Source organism: Streptomyces sp. L500, from assembly GCF_054551825.1.
Window position 1 is genome coordinate 442,921 of record NZ_JBTOLC010000002.1, and the last position, 17,484, is coordinate 460,404.

At 74.7% G+C, this 17,484-nt stretch carries 12 protein-coding genes; 1 reads left to right on the top strand and 11 read right to left on the bottom strand.

Annotation, left to right across the window (positions count from 1 at the left end):
- Window positions 1-38 precede the first annotated feature (38 nt).
- The 11 genes from ACX9I7_RS04845 to ACX9I7_RS04895 form a co-directional block, all read right to left on the bottom strand.
- Window positions 39-1,181, bottom strand: coding sequence for an acyl-CoA dehydrogenase family protein (locus tag ACX9I7_RS04845; protein WP_459386589.1), 1,143 nt, complete (start codon window positions 1,179-1,181; stop codon window positions 39-41).
- Window positions 1,178-2,389 (bottom strand): CaiB/BaiF CoA transferase family protein, encoded by a 1,212-nt coding sequence (locus tag ACX9I7_RS04850; RefSeq protein ID WP_459386590.1) that lies wholly within the window; start codon window positions 2,387-2,389, stop codon window positions 1,178-1,180. The genes ACX9I7_RS04845 and ACX9I7_RS04850 overlap by 4 nt, the downstream gene beginning before the upstream one ends.
- 117 nt (window positions 2,390-2,506) lie before the next feature.
- Entirely contained in the window at window positions 2,507-3,574 is a 1,068-nt protein-coding gene (locus ACX9I7_RS04855; protein WP_459386591.1) for an acyl-CoA dehydrogenase family protein, read from the bottom strand.
- Window positions 3,574-4,743, bottom strand: coding sequence for an acyl-CoA dehydrogenase family protein (locus ACX9I7_RS04860; RefSeq protein ID WP_459386592.1), 1,170 nt, complete (start codon window positions 4,741-4,743; stop codon window positions 3,574-3,576). The genes ACX9I7_RS04855 and ACX9I7_RS04860 overlap by 1 nt, the downstream gene beginning before the upstream one ends.
- Window positions 4,744-4,780: 37 nt before the next feature.
- Window positions 4,781-5,974 carry a CaiB/BaiF CoA transferase family protein gene (locus tag ACX9I7_RS04865; RefSeq protein WP_459386593.1) on the bottom strand — a complete coding sequence of 398 codons (1,194 nt, stop codon included), beginning with the start codon at window positions 5,972-5,974 and terminating at the stop codon, window positions 4,781-4,783.
- Between the two features lie 113 nt (window positions 5,975-6,087).
- On the bottom strand, window positions 6,088-7,527 hold the full coding sequence (locus ACX9I7_RS04870; RefSeq protein ID WP_387567496.1) for a CoA transferase: 1,440 nt from the start codon (window positions 7,525-7,527) through the stop codon (window positions 6,088-6,090).
- A 69-nt stretch (window positions 7,528-7,596) separates the two neighbouring features.
- Complete coding sequence (locus ACX9I7_RS04875) at window positions 7,597-8,334, bottom strand: helix-turn-helix domain-containing protein (RefSeq protein WP_387567498.1); 738 nt, start codon at window positions 8,332-8,334, stop codon at window positions 7,597-7,599.
- An 84-nt stretch (window positions 8,335-8,418) separates the two neighbouring features.
- The gene (locus ACX9I7_RS04880) at window positions 8,419-8,799 is read right to left on the bottom strand and encodes an MmcQ/YjbR family DNA-binding protein (RefSeq protein ID WP_459386594.1); all 381 of its coding nucleotides are present in this window, start codon (window positions 8,797-8,799) and stop codon (window positions 8,419-8,421) included.
- 60 nt (window positions 8,800-8,859) lie between these two features.
- Entirely contained in the window at window positions 8,860-10,266 is a 1,407-nt protein-coding gene (locus tag ACX9I7_RS04885; RefSeq protein ID WP_459386595.1) for a M1 family metallopeptidase, read from the bottom strand.
- Window positions 10,263-14,282 carry a Pls/PosA family non-ribosomal peptide synthetase gene (locus ACX9I7_RS04890; protein ID WP_387567504.1) on the bottom strand — a complete coding sequence of 1,340 codons (4,020 nt, stop codon included), beginning with the start codon at window positions 14,280-14,282 and terminating at the stop codon, window positions 10,263-10,265. Before ACX9I7_RS04890 ends, ACX9I7_RS04885 begins: the two co-directional genes overlap by 4 nt.
- A 323-nt stretch (window positions 14,283-14,605) precedes the next feature.
- Complete coding sequence (locus tag ACX9I7_RS04895) at window positions 14,606-16,243, bottom strand: ABC-F family ATP-binding cassette domain-containing protein (protein WP_387567506.1); 1,638 nt, start codon at window positions 16,241-16,243, stop codon at window positions 14,606-14,608.
- A 265-nt stretch (window positions 16,244-16,508) separates the two neighbouring features.
- Between ACX9I7_RS04895 and ACX9I7_RS04900 the strand changes: the two genes are divergently transcribed.
- Window positions 16,509-17,474: an FAD-dependent oxidoreductase gene (locus tag ACX9I7_RS04900; RefSeq protein WP_459386596.1), complete on the top strand. Its 966-nt coding sequence runs from the start codon at window positions 16,509-16,511 to the stop codon at window positions 17,472-17,474.
- Window positions 17,475-17,484 lie beyond the last annotated feature (10 nt).

Here is a 17,484-nt window from a genome sequence, read left to right on the forward strand (position 1 = left end):
GGCGTGGGCCTTTCGGAAGTCGTCAAGAGGGGGGGAGGTCAGGAGAGCAGGGAGCGGCCGATGATCTCCTTCATGATCTCGGTCGTACCCCCGTAGATCGTCTGGATCCGTCCGTCGGTGAACGCCTTCGCCACCGGGAACTCGGCCATGTAGCCGTACCCGCCGTGGAGCTGCAGGCACCGGTCGGCGACGCGCTTCTGGAGCTCGGTCGCCCACCACTTGGCCATGGAGGCGTGGACGGCGTCGAGCTCGCCCCGGTCGTGGTCGCTGACGCAGCGGTCGAGGAAGGCGCGGGTGACCGCGCACTCGGTGGCCATCTCGGCGATCTCGAAGCGGATGTGCTGGAGCCTGGCCAGCGGCCGGCCGAACGCCTCGCGCTCCTTGACGTAGCGGGTGGTGATCTCCAGAACGTGCTCGGCGGCGGCGATCGCGGAGACGGCGATGCTCAGCCGCTCCTGCGGCAGATTGGCCATCAGATGCCCGAAGGCGCCCTGTGGTTCGCCCAGCAGGTTCTCCTTGGGGACGCGGACGTCGTCGAAGAACAGTTCGGCGGTGTCCTGCGCCTTCTGCCCGATCTTGTCGAGGTTGCGGCCGCGCTCGAAGCCCGGCATGCCCCGCTCGACGACCAGCAGGCTGAGCCCCTTGGCGCCGCCCTCCGGCGTCGTCCGGGCCACGACGACGACCAGGTCGGCGAGGATGCCGTTGGAGATGAAGGTCTTGGCGCCGTTGAGCAGCCAGTGGTCGCCCCGGTCCTCGGCGGTGGTGCGGATGCCCTGGAGGTCGGAGCCCGCGCCGGGCTCGGTCATGGCGATGGCGCTGATGGTCTCGCCCGAGCAGAACCCCGGCAGCCAGCGCCGCTTCTGCTCCTCGGTCGAAAGGTTCGCCAGGTACGGGCCGACCATGTCGTTGTGCAGCTGGACGGCGAGACCGGCCGCCCCGGCGCGGGCGAACTCCTCGGCGAGCACGGCGCTGTAGCGGAAGTCCCGGTTGCCCCCGCCGCCGTACTCCTCGGGCACGGCCAGGCCCAGCAGTCCCTGGCGCCCGGCGGCCCGCCAGGCGTCGCGGGAGACGATGCCGTCCCTCTCCCACCGCTCCTGGTGGGGGATCACCTCCTTGGCGAGGAAGGTGCGCACGGTCTCGCGGAAGGCTTCGTGGTCGGCGGTGAAGAGCTGACGCTTCATCGGTTCTGGCTGCCTTTCTCTGCCGCGCCGACGCCCGGCGCGTGGCGTTCGGCGTGGCGTTCGGCGTGCCGTTCGAGACCGGGGACGTCCCAGTCGCGCGCCACCTCGGCGGTGTCCGCCCCCGGCCGCGCGGGCGGCCGGCGCACGGAGCCGGGGGTGGCGGAGAATCGGGGTGCGGGGGCGGGCTGGGTGATGCCGCCGTGGCCGGTGAAGGTGGCGCGCGCGGCGAGGTGGGGGTGGTCGGGGGCCTCGCGCAGCGAGAGGACGGGCGCGACGCACGCGTCCGATCCCTCGAAGACCTCCGTCCATTCCGCCCGGGTGCGCTGCCTGAAGCGTTCGGCGATGGCGGCCCGCAGCTCGTCCCAGCGGGCGGGGTCCTCACGGCCGGGCGTGTCCCGGCCCAGGCCGAGGAGGCGGGTGAACTCGGCGTAGAAGCGCGGTTCCAGCGCGCCCACCGCCATGTACCCGCCGTCGGCCGTCTCGTACGTGCCGTAGAAGGGCACCCCGCCGTCGAGGAGGTTGGCGCCGCGCCGGTCCTGCCAGCGGCCGGTCGCGAGCATGCCGTGGAGCATGGCGGTGAGGTGGGCGGTGCCGTCGACGATCGCGGCGTCCACGACCTGCCCGGGGCCGCCGGAGCGGACGTGCTGGAGGGCGGCGAGGATGCCGATGACCAGGTAGAGGGAGCCGCCCGCGTAGTCGCCGAGGAGATTGGCGGCGGCGTAGGGCGGGCCGTCGGCGGGCCCGGTCAGCCCGAGGGCGCCGGTGACGGCGATGTAGCCGATGTCGTGCCCGGCGGCTGCGGCGAGCGGCCCGTCCTGCCCCCAGCCGGTCATCCGGCCGTAGACGAGCGCGGGGTTGCGGGCGAGCGCGGCGTCGGGGCCCACGCCCAGGCGTTCGGCGACGCCGGGTCGGTAGCCCTCGATCAGGACGTCCGCGCGGGCGGCCAGATCGAGGACGGTGCGCGCGCCGTCCCCGGACTTGAGGTCCACGAGGACGGAGCGTTTGTTGCGGTTGGTGATGTCGTGGGCCGGATCGATGGCCAGCCCGGGCCCGCCGGGCCGCTCGACGCGGACCACGTCGGCGCCGAGATCGCCGAGGAGCATGGCGGCGAACGGCCCGGGCCCGATGCCCGCCAGTTCCACCACCCGCACCCCGGCGAGCGGCCCGCCCGCTGTCGACCCCGTCCCCGTCCCTGCCCCGTCGTCCATACGGCCCCCACGTCCCTGTGACACAACCGCTGTAACACTCGTGATGTTAAGAACGAGTTCTACCGACCACAAGGGCCTTGCGGGGCGTGGCCCACAGACGGGCGTGGGGGCGAGGGGTCAGGGCGTGGTGGTGAGGGTGGGCCAGAGGCCGGTGGCGGTGAGGGACCTGGCCAGGCGGAGGGCCCAGTAGGTCTCGTCCCCGTCTTCGTCGCGCCAGGACCACAGACGGGTGGTGGCGAGGTGGAGCGGGCTGAGCAGGGTGATGCCGATGGCGCCGTGGAGTTGGTGGGCGATACGGGCGATCTCGGCGGCCGAGTCGGATGCCTGGGTCTTGGCGGCGGCGACGGCGACGTGTGCGGCCGGGCCGCCGGCGTCCAGCGGTGCGGCGGCGGCCCGGACGGCGGTGCGGACCAGGGCGGCCTCCTCGATCAGCCGTGCCTCCTCCTGCTTGACGGCCTGGAAACGGCTGAGCGGACGGCCGAACTGCGTGCGGGCGGTGGTGTGGGCGACCGTCAGCTCCACACAGCGTTCGGCGGCCCCGGCCATCAGGGCGGAGCGGGCCAGGGCCGCGCGGAGCCGGGCCTCGTCGAGCAGTTCGGGGGAGACCCGGCGGACCCGTGCGGCGGGGATCTCCAGGGCGGCGAGGTACAGGTCGTCGCGGGCTTCCTCGGCGAGGTTGGCTCCCGGGGTGAGGACGGCCTCGTCGGGGGTGAGGGTGAACAGGACGGGGCCGGACGGGGCGGTGGCCAGGACGACCACCGCGGTGGCGGCGCGGGCCCAGGGGACGCGGCGCAGGGTGCCGCTGACCAGCAGGGTGTCCTCGTCGCCCAGACAGCCGGCCGAGCCGACGGGGGAGGCGGCCGGGTGGGCGTAACGGACGGTGAGCTCGGGGGCGATGGCGTAGCTGAGCCACCCGTCGGGGACGGGGAGGCCGGCGCGGTGCAACAGCGGGCGGGCCACCAGGGCCGTTTCGGCCAGCGGGGCGGGGACCGCACGGCGCCCCGCCTCCTGAGCGGCGGCGAGGAGCTCGGCGGTGGAGGCGTCCGGGGCCGGAAGGGCCACGGCGTCGGGGGCGGTGGTGTTGACGACGACGGCGATGGCGTCGGGATCGGCGTAGAAGGCGCCGGTGTCGTAGGCGTCGGCGGAGATGACGGGAGTGCCGGTGGCTGTCGTGTGGGTGTTCATCAGTGCCGCTCCAGACCACGAGTGATGATGCCGCGAAGGATTTCGTTGGTGCCGCCGCGCAGCGTGTAGCCGGGGCTGTGCAGCAGGGCGAAGGCGAGCAGCTCGGGATGGCTGCCGGGGGTGGCGTGCGGATCGGCCGGGGTCGGCAGGACACCGCGGACGGTGTCGATCAGCGTGCCCTCCAGGCGGGTGCCGAGGTCCTTGACCAGGGCGGCCTGGGTGTCGGGCGAGGCCCCGGCGTCCAGGGCCGCGGCCACGCCGAGGGACAGCCGGCGGACGCTGTGCAGCCGGGCCGTCAGGATGCCGATTTGAGCAAGCTGCTCGGCCGTCGCCGAGCGCCGCTCCAGTTCGCGGAGCAGGGAGACCAGCAGGGGGAAGGTGGACAGATAGCGTTCCGGGCCGCTGCGCTCGAAGGCGAGTTCGCCGGTGACCTGCTTCCACCCGTCGCCCCGCCGCCCGAGCAGCATGCCGTCGGGGACGTCGACGCCTTCGAGGTGGCAGGCGTTGAAGCGGTGCTCGCCGCTCATCAGCCGGATCGGCTCGACCCGTACCCCCGGGGCACGCAGGTCGACGATGAACTGGCTCAAGCCCGCGTGCCTGTCCTCGGCCTCGTCGGTGCGGGCCAGCACGATGGCGTAGTCGTTGACGTGGGCGCCGCCGGTCCACATCTTGGTGCCGGTCAACCGCCATCCGCCGGCGGTGCGTTCGGCACGGGTGGTGACCGAGGCGAGGTCGGAGCCGCTGCTCTTCTCGCTCATGCCGATGGAGAAGAAGCACTGTCCGGCGGCGATCCGGGGCAGGAAGAAGCGGCGCTGCTCCTCGGTGCCGTGCTGGAGGACGGACGGGCCTGCCTGCCGGTCGGAGACCCAGTGCGCGCTGACCGGGGCGCCGGCGGCGAGCAGCTCCTCGATCACCACGTAGCGCTCCAGGAAGCCGCGGCCCGCGCCGCCGTATTCGGTGGGCAGGGCCATCCCGACCCAGCCGCGCCCGGCGAGGCGTTGGCTGAAGCCGGGATCCCAGCCGGCCAGCCAGGAGTCGGGGCGGCCGAGCACGGTGCCGCGGCCACGCTCCTCGTCGAGAAAGTCGCGGACCTCGGCACGGAGCCGGCGGGCCGATTCGGGCAGGACGACGTCGGGGAACGCGATCGGTGAAAGCGTCGAAGGAGACATGGTTCATTCGCTCCCGGTTGGGGTTACGGAGAATCGGTCAGTTCGCGGAGTGCAACAAGGAAGGGTCGAAGCCGGCTTCGCGGAGGACCTCGTCGGTGTGCTGGCCGATGGCCGGGCAGGGGCGCGGCTCCGGCTCCGGGTCGGCCGAGTAGCGGACCGGGCGGCCGATGACCCGGTAGCGGCCCTCGGTGGGGTGCTCGGCATCGCGCAGCAGGCCGCCCTCCCGGGCGTAGGCGCTGGTGGCGGCGGATTCCAGGTCGAGGACGGGGGCGGCGGCGATGCCCGCCCGGTCGCAGAACTCCTGCCACTGGGCGCTGGTGTGGCGCGGTGTCAGTTCCGCGAGCAGCGGATAGAACTGGTCGGCGTTGCGGGCCCGGTCGGGTCCGGTGGCGAAGCGCGGGTCGTCGGCCAGGTCGGGGCGGCCGACGAAGGCGGTGAACTCCCGCCAGTCGCGGTCGCTGTGCGGCAGGATGCACATCCAGCCGTCGGCGGTGCGCAGGGCGCGGCGCTCCGGGCTGAGCGAGCGTGCCGAGCCGAACTCCCCGTCGTCCTCCAGGACGGCCGCGCCCAGGTGCTCGACCAGGTTGAAGGCGAGCATGGTGTCCGCCATCGGGACCTCGATGTGCTGGCCGGTGCCGCCGTGCTCCCGGTAGTGCAGCGCGGCCAGCACCGACTGGGCGATCTGCATGCCGCAGATCTTGTCGGCCAGCACCGTGGGAACGTAGTGCGGCCGGCCGGAGACCTTGTGGTTGAGCCACACCAGGCCGCTGGCCGCCTGGATGATGTCGTCGTAGGCGGCGTGGGTGCCGTAGCGACTGTCACTGCGGAAGCCCTGGGCGTTGGCGTAGATCAGGCCGGGATTGACGGCGGCGACGTCGTCGTAGCCGAGGCGGAGCCTTGCCAGGGCCTGCGGGCGCAGGTTGGTGATGAAGACGTCGGCGGTGCGCAGCAGGGCGAGCAGGGCGTCGCGGCCGTGCGGGGCCTTGAGGTCGATGGCGGCGCTGCGCTTGTTGCGGTTCAGGTTGAGTGCCGGGCCGCCCATGCCGGGGTGGCGCCGTGGCGGGTAGTGGCGCGTCATGTCGCCCATGGGCGGCTCGACCTTGATCACATCCGCGCCCAGGTCGCCGAGCTGCTGGGCGGCGTACGGGGCCATGATCACACTGGCCAGTTCGATGACGCGGACTCCGGCGAGGAGTCCGCGGCCGGGCCGGCCGCTCGGTTTCTCGGGCATCTTGCGGTACCTCCTGGGGGGGTGTCGGACGTCGTCTGCGGGTGCGTCGTGGCTGGTCGCGCCCGCGCGGCGGAGCCGCATGGTGTGTCACGGCCCCGCGCCCCTTCGGGGCGCTACCGCCACTGGAGCGCGGCGGAACCGAGCGGGGTACGCCGGCCGGGCTGGGGCACCGCGCGGTCGCCGTACGCGAACGGTGTCGCCGGTTCGGTGAGCGGGCCGAAGTCGGTCATGGCGGTCGACAGCGCGGCGAGCGGCGCGCGCCCGGGCCGGGGCAGGCCGAGTACGTCCTCCCGCGCCAGCAGCCCGAGTTCCCGCACCCAGTGGCACACCCCGGCCAAGGTCACGCGGATCCGCCATGAGCCGCCCTCCGCCGCCCGCCGGCGCAGGACCGTCGCGACCGCGGCGGCCCCGAGGTAGGCGGCGAGGTAGTCGTTGAGCAGGTACGTCGGTGGCAGCGACGGCCGGTCGGTCCACTCCTCGACGGCGAAACCGGTCGCCGAGCAGGCGAGTTGGTCGAACCCGCCGCGTTCGCCCCAGGGGCCGTCGGCGCCCCAGGCGTGGTATTCGAGGGTGACGAGTCCGGGGCGGCGCCGGACGAGTTCCTCGGTCGAGGCCCCGTGCCGGGCGAGTCCCCGGTAGGCGTGCACGAAGACGTCGGCGTCCCGGAGCGCGTCGTGGAAGGCCGCGCGGTCGTGCGCGTCGCGCAGGTCGCAGTAGGCGTTGCGCTTGCCGCCGCCGGTCATGGCGATCATCGGGATCGGGTCGGGGCGGTCGGGGCGCGTCAGATGCAGCACGTCGGCGCCGAACTGGGCGAGGAGCCGCGTCGCGACGGGACCCGCGATGACATGGGTGAGATCGAGCACCCGTACGCCCGCGAGCGCCTCGTCCGCCTCACCGATCGGCTCGAAGGGCCGGACCGGCCCGTCGCCGACGCGTTCGATCTCGACGACCGGGCGCCGGGCCGCATACCGCCCGGCGGGGTGGGCGAGCCATTCGTCGCGGGTGCGCACGGCGCACGCGACGCCGCCCCGCGCGCAGATGGCCTCCTCCAGCGTGAGGGCGTCCCAGTCGGCCGCGGCCCGTGCGATCCCCACCTTGTCGAGGGGGCAGCGCAGCACGGAGGCGACGGCGTCCCGCAGGTGCGGGTAGGTGGTGATGATGAAGATCCACCGGCCGTCGCGCGCCCGGTAGAAGTCGTTGTTGCCGAGGAGCGTCGGATCGTCGAGCAGCACATCGAGCGGGCGCCCCGACAGCGTCGTGTGATGCGTCGCCATGAGCTGGTCGATCGCGGCCTCGGCCCGCACCTCCACCTTCTGGTGCCGGTGGCCGCGCTGTTCGCCGAGCGCCGCCATCTGCTGCCCGAAGACACCGATCGCGGCGGACATGGCGTCGGCGAGGCGGTGCACCGAGGGCACCAGGGGGTCGGCCCCGACGACGGTGACGTCCTCGGCCCCCCGGGCCGGATCGGGGTCGCCGAGGGTGCGCAGCAGCCGGGAGACGATCTCGCCGGTGGGCGGCGTCGGCCCGGTCGTGGTCAGCGTGTTCGAAGTCATGCCGGGATGCTCTTTCCCGGCACCGCACGGGCGCCCGGATTCACGGATATCCGTGAACCGGTGCGGACGTCACATCCGCCTGTCCTGGATGTGCGCGAGGAGCCGGGCCGCCGCCCGGTCCAGGAACAGCCGCTCCGAGCGGCCGCGACGCCGGTGCGTCAGGACGAGTGCTCCCGTGACGACGGCGCCCTCGGTCACGGGGATCGCGAGTGCGCTGACCTCGGGGTCGGCCAGCCCCTCGCTGCGGCTGATCCGTGACGCGCGGATCGCCGGCAGGGCGGAGCGGAACTCGGCGACCGCCTCGGGGTCGTGGCGGGCGAGCTCGTCGAGCAGCCCGCGGCGCTCCACCTCGTCGGTGAAGGCCAGCAGCAGCCGGCCCGCGGCGGTGCGCAGCAGCGGCCGGGCGACGTGCTCGTCGGCGAGCGGCACGAGGCGGGGAATCTCGTCCTCGCCCCCGCGCGCGAGGTGGACGGCGTCGAGCCCGACCCGCACCGTGAGCAGCACCGGGGTGCCCGTGACACGGCTCAGTTCGTCGAGTTCGGCCTGGCCGATCCGCGGGACGACCCGCCCGGCGATGAGGTTGAGGACGTGCGGGGCGGGCCCGAGCCGGAAGCGCCGGTGCTGTTCCAGCAGAAACCCCGTCGCCACAAGGCCGTTGACCAGGTCCTGCACCGAACTCGCCGGCGCCTGAAGCATCCGTGCCAACTCGGCCACGGTCACCCCGCCCGGTGCCCGGGCGGCGGCCTCCAGGATCCACGCGACCCGGTCCACCGTACGGTGACGCCGTCGTCGGCCGTGCTCGCTCATCCCGCCCCCACCTCGTCCTTCTTCCGCGTCGCGGGCCGCTCGCACCGGCACGGCCCGCCGGTTCCTTCTCCCGTCACCCCGGCGTCAGTCCGTGTCGAGCCGGGCGACGAGCCGCTTGGGGGCGATCGTGCGGTAGCTCTCCTCCACCCAGTCGCAGAGCAGCTCGACGGTCACGTCGGCGCCGGCCGGCGGGACGGTCACCCAGCCCGAGCGGCCCAGCCCGTAGCGCATGGGCGCGGCGCCCGGGACGGTGAGGGCGTGGCCGTGGGACGCCTCGTCCATGAGCTTGAGACCGATCCCGGGGGATGCGGTGTCCCCCTCGGCGCCGAGGAAGACGAAGATCTTCTTGTTGACCTTGACGACCGCGCTCTCGTCCCAGGGGAAGTCCTCGAAGGCGCCGGGGAGGGAGAGGGCGAACGCGCGGACGCTGCCGCGGATGTCGAGGGCGGGTTCGAGGGCGGGCATGGGTGGTGCCTCCGGGGTCGCTGGGATCTGTGAGGTAGATGATCTCCGATCCCGTGGCGCTCACGCCGGGAAGTCCGGCAGGCGCTTGTCGTAGAGCCAGGGGTGGAGCACCGTCGCCACATCACCACCCGTCACTTTCCCGGCGTGGGCGAGGAAGGCCGGGGTGTCCGCGCTGCCTCCCCGGTGGGCGTCGTGCCAGGTGCGCAGGACGCGGAAGAAGTCGTCGTCCCCCACGGCCAGCCGCAGCGCGTGGAGCGTGCACGCCCCCCGGACGTACACCCGGTCGTCGAAGAGGCTGCGCCGGCCGGGGTCGGCGATGCGGAGGTTCTGCCGGCGGCCGGAGAGGTCCTGCCACGCCTGGCGGGCGAGGGTGTCGGCGTCGTCCTCGTCGAGGTGTTCCGACCACAGCCACTCCGCGTACGTGGCGAAGCCCTCGTTGAGCCAGATGTGCCGCCAGTCGGCCAGGCCGACGCTGTTGCCGTACCACTGGTGGGCGATCTCGTGGGCCACGAGCGTCTCCCAGCCGCGCCGCCCGTCCACGTGGTTGCCGCCGAAGACGGACAGCGTCTGGTTCTCCACCGGCGCCGCCAGCTCCGCGTCGACGACGACCGCCCCGTAGGACTCGAAGGGGTAGTCGCCGAAGAGCCCGGCGAAGGCGCGCAGCATCTCCGGCTGGCGGGCCAGGTCGTGACGGGCCCGCTCGGCGAGGTGCGGCGGGTAGGCGTTGCGCACCCCGCCGCGCTCCTCGTGGGTGAAGCGGCCGGTGTAGAGGGCGGCGAGGTAGGAGGACATGGGGCCGGGGTGGTGGTACGTCCAGCGCTCCCTGGAGCCGTCGCCCACGGGCACGTGCTCGCGCAGCGTGCCGTTGGCCAGGGCCTGGTGGCCCTTGGGCACGGTGACGGTGAAGGTGTACGCGGCCTTGTCGTCGGGGCGGTCGTTGCACGGGAACCACGAGGGGGCGCCCACGGGCTGGGAGGCGACGAGCGTCCCGTCGTGGTCGTCCCCGGTGCGGTCCCAGCCGACGCCGCCGAAGGGCGTGGTGACGGGCTTCGGCCGGCCTCCGTAGCGGATGTCCATCACGAACGGCTGCCCGGGCGCGAGGGTCCGGGCGGTGGTGAGGAGGAGCTTGCCGTCGCGGCGGTGGACGGCGACGGGCTCCCCGTCGAGGTGCGCCGAGCGCACCGCCAGCCGGGCCAGGTCCAGCGCCACCACGCGCGTACGGTCGTTGGAGACGGCGTGGATCCGGGCGTGGCCGTCCAGCCAGGCCCGGCCGGGGTCGTAGCCGAGCCGCAGGTCGTAGGCGAGGGTGCGGTGGCCGTGGGAGCCGTGCCGGGGGAAGTAGCCCGGCACGGCGGCCGCGCGGCGGCTGTCGCCGCCGGCGCAGAGCACGGCGGCGCCCAGCGGGAGGGCCGCCGCGGCCGTGAGGAGGCCGCGGCGGCTGCACGCGAAGCGGTCCCGGAGGCTCATGCCGAGCCCACGAGTCGGGGCTCCGCCCCGGCGATGGGGTTGCCCGCCCAGTGGGTCCCGGCGGGCACCGTCTCGCCCCGCATGACGAGGGAGGACGGGCCGATGGCGGCGTGCTCGCCGACCGTGCTGCCCGGCAGCACGATGCCGTGCGGGCCGAGCGAGGCGCCCGCGCCGAGCTCGACGCGGTCCATGCGCATGATCCGGTCGTGGAACAGGTGCGTCTGCAGGACGCAGCCGCGGTTGACGGTGGCGCCGTCGCCGAGGGAGATCAGGTCGGTCTCCGGCAGCCAGTGGGTGTCGCACCACACGCCGCGCCCGACGCGCACGCCGAGGCTGCGCAGCCACCAGTTGAGGACCGGCGTGCCGGTGAAGGGACCGGCCAGCCACGGCACGGCGAGGGACTCCACGAAGGTGTCGTAGAGCTCGTTGCGCCAGACGAAGGAGCTCCACAGGGGGTGCTCCCCGGCCTTGAAGCGGCCCATGAGCAGCCACTTGGCGGCGGTCGCGGTGAGCGCGGCCACCACGCCGGCGGCCAGCAGCAGCGGCGGGGCGATGAGCGCGGCGAAGCCGAGGCCGTGGTCGTCCAGGGCGTCCTGCTCGATCAGCAGCACGGCCTCGGCGAGCGCGAGGCCGCACATCAGCGGCAGCACCCGGCACAGTTCGACGGCCGCGCGGGCCGCCATCAGCCGCCGGGGCGGCTCGAAGGTGCGGCCGGTGTCACCGGCGGACGCGACGCGCGGCAGCGGCATCGCGGGGCGGCCCAGCCAGGAGCTGCCGGGCTCGCTGTGCGCGGGGGCGTCGGAGAGCACACCGATCAGCCCGTGGTCGGGGACGTCACGGCCGGGGCCGACGATGCCGGAGTTGCCGACGAACGCCCGGCGCCCGATGCGGACGCGGCCCAGCCGCATCCGGCCCGCGTGGAGCTCGAACGGGGCGACCAGGGTGTCGTCCGCGAGGAACGCGCCCTCGTCGACGGTGAGCAGCGACGGCAGCGGCAGCACCGTGGAGATCTCGGCCCGCCGGCCGATCCGCGCGCCCAGCAGCCGCAGCCAGCCGGGGGTGGCCAGGCTCGCGTAGAGCGGGAAGAGACCGGCGCGGGCGCCGTCGAGGAGCCGGGTGACGACCCAGACCCGCCAGGCGACGCCGCCGTCGGCGGGGTGGCTGCCCGGGGTGATGCCACGGCCGAGGATCCGGACGACCAGGGCGAGCAGCAGCATCCAGCAGACGGTGGTGACGAAGGTGAACGCCGGAACGGCGGCCAGCAGCCACAGACCGGCGGTGGTGAGGGTGGCACAGCCCTTGATCAGGTAGTACGAGCCGACGAGCGCGGGCAGCGAGGCCAGCAGCGGCAGCAGCGGCATCCCGGCCAGCGACAGCGCGTAGGCGAGGGACCACCGGCGCGAGCGGCGGTGCCGCGCGGCGGGCCGGGCGCCGCGCCCGGTGCCGTCGGGGCGTCGCGCCCCGGGGACGTGGGCGCTGCCCGCGCGGTGGGACGCGCCGGCGGCGACCGGGCTCCCGCCGGGGAACGCGTGGCCGTCGGCCGGACCGGCGTGGCCGGGCGCGGTGGCCACCGGGCGGGCCGGGGAGCCCTCCCAGGTCTGGCCGGGCGGGATGTGGCCGTCGAGGCAGCCGCCGCCTTCCAGGGTGGCGCCCGCGCCGAGGGAGGCGCCCGGCATCAGCATGGTGCGGTGGCCGACGCGGGCGCCGGCGCCGATGGAGAGCGCGCCGACGCGCAGCGTCTCGCCGTCGAGCCACCAGCCCGCGAGGTCGGCCTCCGGCTCGACGCCGCAGCCGTCGCCGAACTCGGCGAGGCCCGTGACCGGCGGCATGGCGTGGAGGGAGACGTTCCGGCCCGCCGCGCAGCCCAGGGCGCGGGCGTACCAGGTGGCCCAGGGCGTGCCGAGCAGGGCCGGGACGCCGAAGGCGGCGACGGTGCGTTCGGCGGCCCACAGCCGCAGATGGACCCGGCCGCCGCGCGGATACGCGCCTGGGGCGATGCCCCGGGTGAGCACGCGTGCGGCGGCCGCGCCCAGCAGGAAGCGGGACGGGGCGCTGAAGAGGATCAGCCATCCGGCGACCACCAGCCACCAGGAGGTGTGGGGGGCCCAGGACTCGGGGGCCAGCAGCCCCAGGACGTTGTCGGCGGCGGCCAGTCCCACGAGCCCGCGCAGCCCGGCCACGCCGAACAGCGCGGTCTGCACCACGATCTGGGCCGCGCCCATGCGGCGGCGCACGGGCCGGACTTCGCGCCGCACGGCCTCCTGCGGGGCGAGGGAGTCGAGGTGGGCGGCCATGTCGCGGAGCACGGGGTGGCGGTAGAGGGCGGCGACGGAGACGCCGGGGTAGTGCTCGCGCAGCGCGGAGGCCATCTTCGCGGCGGCCAGGCTGGTGCCGCCCAGGGAGACGAAGTCGGAGCCGGCGGAGGGCCGGGTGCCGAGGAGCTCCTCCCACAGGTCGGCGAGCCGGGCGGCGGTCCCGGTCAGCGGGCCGCCCTCGGCATCGTCGTCGCCGGCGGTGGGCAGCGGCCAGGGCAGGGCGTCGCGGTCGACCTTCCCGGAGGTGCGGGTGGGCAGCTCGGCGACCTCGCCCAGGACGGGCACCAGCGCGGCGGGCAATCGTTCCGCCAGCAGCTTTCTCGCCAGCTCGCGGTCGTACTCGGGGCCGGGCACCACATAGCCGGCGAGCAGCCGCCCGCCGGCCGGGGTGGTGCGGACGGCCGCGGCGGCGCCCAGCACGCCGGGCAGGGCGCTGAGCGCGGCGTCGATCTCGCCGAGCTCCAGCCGCCGCCCGCCGATCTTGATCTGGTCGTCGGCGCGCCCGGCGAAGACCAGGCCCTCGGGGTCGGCCCGCACGAGGTCGCCGGTGCGGTAGGCGCGGGGGGTCGCGAGGGCGGCCGACGGGCGGTAGCGGTCGGCGTCCTTGACGGGGTCGAGGTAGCGGGCGACGCCGACGCCGGCGACGACCAGCTCGCCCTCGGCGCCCCAGGGCACGGGCTCGCCCGCCGCGTCGACGACGGCCAGCTCCCAGCCGTCCAGGGGCAGCCCGATGCGCACGGGCTCGCCGGGGTGCATCCGGGCCGCGCAGGCGACGACGGTGGTCTCGGTGGGCCCGTAGGTGTTCCACATCTCGCGGCCGGGCACGGCGAAGCGGTCGACGAGCTCGGCGGGGCAGGCCTCGCCGCCGACGATCAGCAGCCGCACCCGGTCCAGGGACTCCGGCGGCCACAGCGCGGCGAGCGTGGGCACGGTGGAGACGACGGTGATGCCGCGCTCGACGAGCCAGGGGCCGAGCTCGTGGCCGGCGCGGACGAGGGAGCGGGGGGCGGGCACCAGGCAGGCGCCGTGCCGCCAGGCCAGCCACATCTCCTCGCAGGAGGCGTCGAAGGCCACGGACAGCCCGGCCAGGACGCGGTCGCCGGGGCCGAGCGGGCAGTCCTTGAGGAAGAGACCGGCCTCGGCGTCGGCGAAGGCGGCGGCGCTGCGGTGGCTGACGGCGACGCCCTTGGGCGCGCCCGTGGAGCCGGAGGTGAAGATGATCCAGGCGTCGTCGTCGGGCAGCGGCGGACGGCCCGGGCCGGTGGCGGGGGCGGGGCCCGGCAGCAGGGTGTCGGCGGTGATGACCAGGCAGACCCCGGCCTCGCGGAAGACGGTGGCGGCCCGCTCGTCGGGGTCGTCGGCGTCGACGGGCACGTAGGCGGCGCCGCAGCGGAGGACGGCGAGGATCGCCAGGTACAGCTCGGCGGTGCCCGAGGGCACGCGGACGCCGATCCGGTCGCCCGGCCCGGCGCCGGCCCGGCGCAGCCGGTCGGCGCGGGCGGCGACCTCGGCCGTCAGCGCCCGGTAGGTCAGGGTCTCGCTGCCGGTGTCCAGGGCGAGGGCGTCCGGGTGCGCGGCCGCGGTGGAATCGAACACGTCGAGCAGCGTGCGCTCCGGGTGCGGCGGGGCGCTCCGGTAGCGCGCCCTGTCCGCGGTGGCGCCCGTGGATACGGGCGCGGGTCCTGGGAGGGTCGATGACATCGGTCGGTACGCCTCTATTCGACGTCGGTGGCACGGACGTCATGGGACGACGTCCGCAACCACAGACGACACGGGCCGACGAGGGGTTCGTAAGCCGGTTCCCAACGTTCCGTAAATCGAACGGAGCCCGGGTAACCCCATCAACGCTTCAAAATCACTGCCGTACCCGGGGTATCGCCGCTGATTCAATGGTCAAACAGCGCTGACGCCATGGGTATCTCTTGGGAAAGTGTTGGCCATCCGCTGGGTTTCTTTTCGGGCGAGGCGTCACCCGTTCGCCCAGCGGGCACACAGCTTTCCCACAGCCCAAGGACGGCATTCGCTCAGCGCTCGCTCACCCGTCCGTCCGCGACCTCCAGCCGCCGCGTGGTGTGGACCGCGTCCAGCATCCGGCGGTCGTGGGTGACCAGCAGCAGCGTGCCGGTGTACGAGTCCAGCGCCGACTCCAGCTGTTCGATGGCCGGCAGGTCGAGGTGGTTGGTGGGCTCGTCGAGGACGAGCAGGTTCACCCCGCGCGCCTGCAGCAGGGCCAGCGCGGCGCGGGTGCGCTCACCCGGGGAGAGCGTCACGGCCGGGCGCAGCACGTGCTCCGCCTTGAGGCCGAACTTGGCCAGCAGCGTCCGGACGTCCGCCGGGGCGAGCTCCGGGACCTCCGCGCCGAACGCCGCGAGCAGCGTCTCCTCGCCGAAGAACAGGGCCCGCGCCTGGTCCACCTCGCCCACGACCACCCCCGGGCCCAGCGCGGCGCCGCCCTCGTCCAGGGGCAGCCGGCCGAGCAGGGCGGCGAGCAGCGTGGACTTCCCGGAGCCGTTGGCGCCGGTGATGGCGACCCGGTCGGCCCAGTCGATCTGGAGGTCCACCGGACCGAGGGCGAACGGCCCGCGCCGGGCGACCGCCCCGCGCAGCGTCGCCACGACCGCGCCCGAGCGGGGCGCGGCGGCGATCTCCATCCGCAGCTCCCACTCCTTGCGGGGCTCCTCCACCACATCCAGCCGCTCGATGAGCCGCTCGGTCTGGCGGGCCTTGGCGGCCTGCTTCTCGGTCGACTCGGCGCGCAGCTTGCGGCCGATCTTGTCGTTGTCGGTGGCCTTGCGGCGGGCGTTGCGGACGCCCTTCTCCATCCAGTTCCGCTGGGTGCGGGCCCGCGCCTCCAGCCCCGCCCTGGTGTCGGCGTACTCGTCGTACGCCTCGCGGGCGTGTCTGCGGGCGGTCGCGCGCTCCTCCAGATAGGCCGCGTAGCCGCCGCCGTAGAGGTTCACCTGCTGCTGGGCGAGGTCGAGCTCCAGGACCTTGTTCACCGTGCGGGTCAGGAACTCGCGGTCGTGGCTGACCAGGACCGTGCCGGCGCGCAGGCCGGTGACGAACGACTCCAGCCGCTCCAGGCCGTCCAGGTCGAGGTCGTTGGTGGGCTCGTCCAGCAGGAAGACGTCGTAGCGGCTGAGCAGCAGGGACGCGAGACCGGCGCGGGCGGCCTGCCCGCCGGAGAGGCCGGTCATGGGCCGGTCCAGGCCGATGCCCAGGCCGAGCGAGGCGGTGACCTCCTCGGCCCGCTCGTCGAGGTCCGCGCCGCCCAGGTCCAGCCAGCGCTCCAGCGCGACGGAGTAGGCGTCGTCCGCGCCGGGCGCGCCCTCGACGAGCGCCTCGGTGGCGGCGTCGAGCGCGGCCTGAGCGGCGGCGACCCCGGTACGGCGGGCGAGGAACGCCCGCACGGACTCGCCCGCGCGCCGCTCGGGCTCCTGCGGCAGGTGACCGACGGTCGCGGTGGGCGGGTTCAGCCGCAGCGTGCCGTGCTCGGGCGTGGCGAGGCCCGCGAGCATCCGCAGCAGGGTGGACTTCCCCGCCCCGTTGGCCCCGACGAGCCCGATGACGTCCCCGGGGGCGACGACGAGGTCGAGCCCGGAGAAGAGCGTGCGGTCGCCGTGTCCGGCGGCGAGATCCTTGACGACGAGGGTGGCACTCATAAGGAAACCGACTGTATCCGTTGCCCTCCGAGCGGCGCCCCCGAGGTGGCGACGCAAGGGGGCGGGGGGTGGACGGGCCCTGGTAGGGGCGTAAGGAGCTCTTCGCCGCTGGAGCAAAATACGGGGCAACCGTCACCGAAGTGGCAGGCACCGCGAAGAGCTCAGCCCCGTAAGGGCCCGTCCACCCCACCCCGCATCCGGCCCACGACGCACCCGCAGGTGAATTCCCGCCCGCCCGCGGTGAGTTCACCGGTACCGTCGGCGCATGGCAAGCGATGTGATCGTGGTCGGTGCCGGCGTCATCGGACTGACCAGCGCGGTCGTCCTGGCGGAGCGGGGCCGGCGCGTCGAGGTGTGGACCCGTTCGCCGTCCTCCGAGACCACCTCGGCGGTGGCCGGGGGCCTGTGGTGGCCCTACCGGATCGAGCCGCGCGGCCGGGCCGGCGACTGGGCGCTCGCCTCGCTCGCGGTCATGACCGGCCTGGCCGGGCGGCCGGAACGGACCGGGGTGCGCCTGGCCGAGGGCACCCACGCCGGCCAGGCCCCCGGGGAGCTCGGCGCGTGGGCGGCCCGGGTGCCGGGGCTGCGCGCCGCCGGCGCGGGCGAGCTGCCGCGCGGCTACGACCGCGGGGTGCGCGTCCGTCTGCCGTTGCTGGACATGGCCACGCATCTCGACTACCTGACCCGGCGGTTGGGCGCGGCGGGCGGCACCGTCGCCGTCCGCCCGGTCGACTCGCTCGCACGGGCCGCCCGCTCGGCGCCCGTCGTCGTCAACTGCACCGGCCTGGGCGCCCGCGACCTCGTCCCCGACCCCTCGGTGCACCCGGTGCGGGGCCAGCTCGTCGTGGTCGAGAACCCCGGCATCGACGAGTGGTTCACCGCCGCCGACGACGCCGGGACCGACACCGTCTACGTCTTCCCCCAGCCCTACGGCGCCGTCCTCGGCGGCACCGCCCAGGAACACGCCTGGGACCCGGCCCCCTCGCCCCGCACCGCCCGGGCCATCATCAGCCGCTGCTCCCGCGTCTTCCCCCGGCTGGCCCGGGCCCGCGTCCTCGGCCACCGCGTGGGCCTGCGCCCGGCCCGCCCGCGCGTCCGCCTGGAGGCCGAGCCCCTGCCGGGCGGCGGCCGGCTCGTCCACAACTACGGCCACGGCGGAGCGGGCATCACCGTCTCCTGGGGCTGCGCCCTGGCGGCGGCCGACCTGGTGGAGACGGCCACGCCGTCTTGACAGCGCGGGC

Excerpts from the sequence above, each read along its gene's own strand:
- ACX9I7_RS04900 (WP_459386596.1), top strand. The coding sequence starts at position 16,509 with ATGGCAAGCGATGTGATCGTGGTCGGTGCCGGCGTCATCGGACTGACC.
- ACX9I7_RS04850 (WP_459386590.1), bottom strand. The coding sequence starts at position 2,389 with ATGGACGACGGGGCAGGGACGGGGACGGGGTCGACAGCGGGCGGGCCG.
- ACX9I7_RS04860 (WP_459386592.1), bottom strand. The coding sequence starts at position 4,743 with ATGTCTCCTTCGACGCTTTCACCGATCGCGTTCCCCGACGTCGTCCTG.
- ACX9I7_RS04865 (WP_459386593.1), bottom strand. The coding sequence starts at position 5,974 with ATGCCCGAGAAACCGAGCGGCCGGCCCGGCCGCGGACTCCTCGCCGGA.
- ACX9I7_RS04895 (WP_387567506.1), bottom strand. The coding sequence starts at position 16,243 with ATGAGTGCCACCCTCGTCGTCAAGGATCTCGCCGCCGGACACGGCGAC.
- ACX9I7_RS04855 (WP_459386591.1), bottom strand. The coding sequence starts at position 3,574 with ATGAACACCCACACGACAGCCACCGGCACTCCCGTCATCTCCGCCGAC.
- ACX9I7_RS04880 (WP_459386594.1), bottom strand. The coding sequence starts at position 8,799 with ATGCCCGCCCTCGAACCCGCCCTCGACATCCGCGGCAGCGTCCGCGCG.
- ACX9I7_RS04890 (WP_387567504.1), bottom strand. The coding sequence starts at position 14,282 with ATGTCATCGACCCTCCCAGGACCCGCGCCCGTATCCACGGGCGCCACC.
- ACX9I7_RS04870 (WP_387567496.1), bottom strand. The coding sequence starts at position 7,527 with ATGACTTCGAACACGCTGACCACGACCGGGCCGACGCCGCCCACCGGC.
- ACX9I7_RS04845 (WP_459386589.1), bottom strand. The coding sequence starts at position 1,181 with ATGAAGCGTCAGCTCTTCACCGCCGACCACGAAGCCTTCCGCGAGACC.
- ACX9I7_RS04885 (WP_459386595.1), bottom strand. The coding sequence starts at position 10,266 with ATGAGCCTCCGGGACCGCTTCGCGTGCAGCCGCCGCGGCCTCCTCACG.
- ACX9I7_RS04875 (WP_387567498.1), bottom strand. The coding sequence starts at position 8,334 with ATGAGCGAGCACGGCCGACGACGGCGTCACCGTACGGTGGACCGGGTC.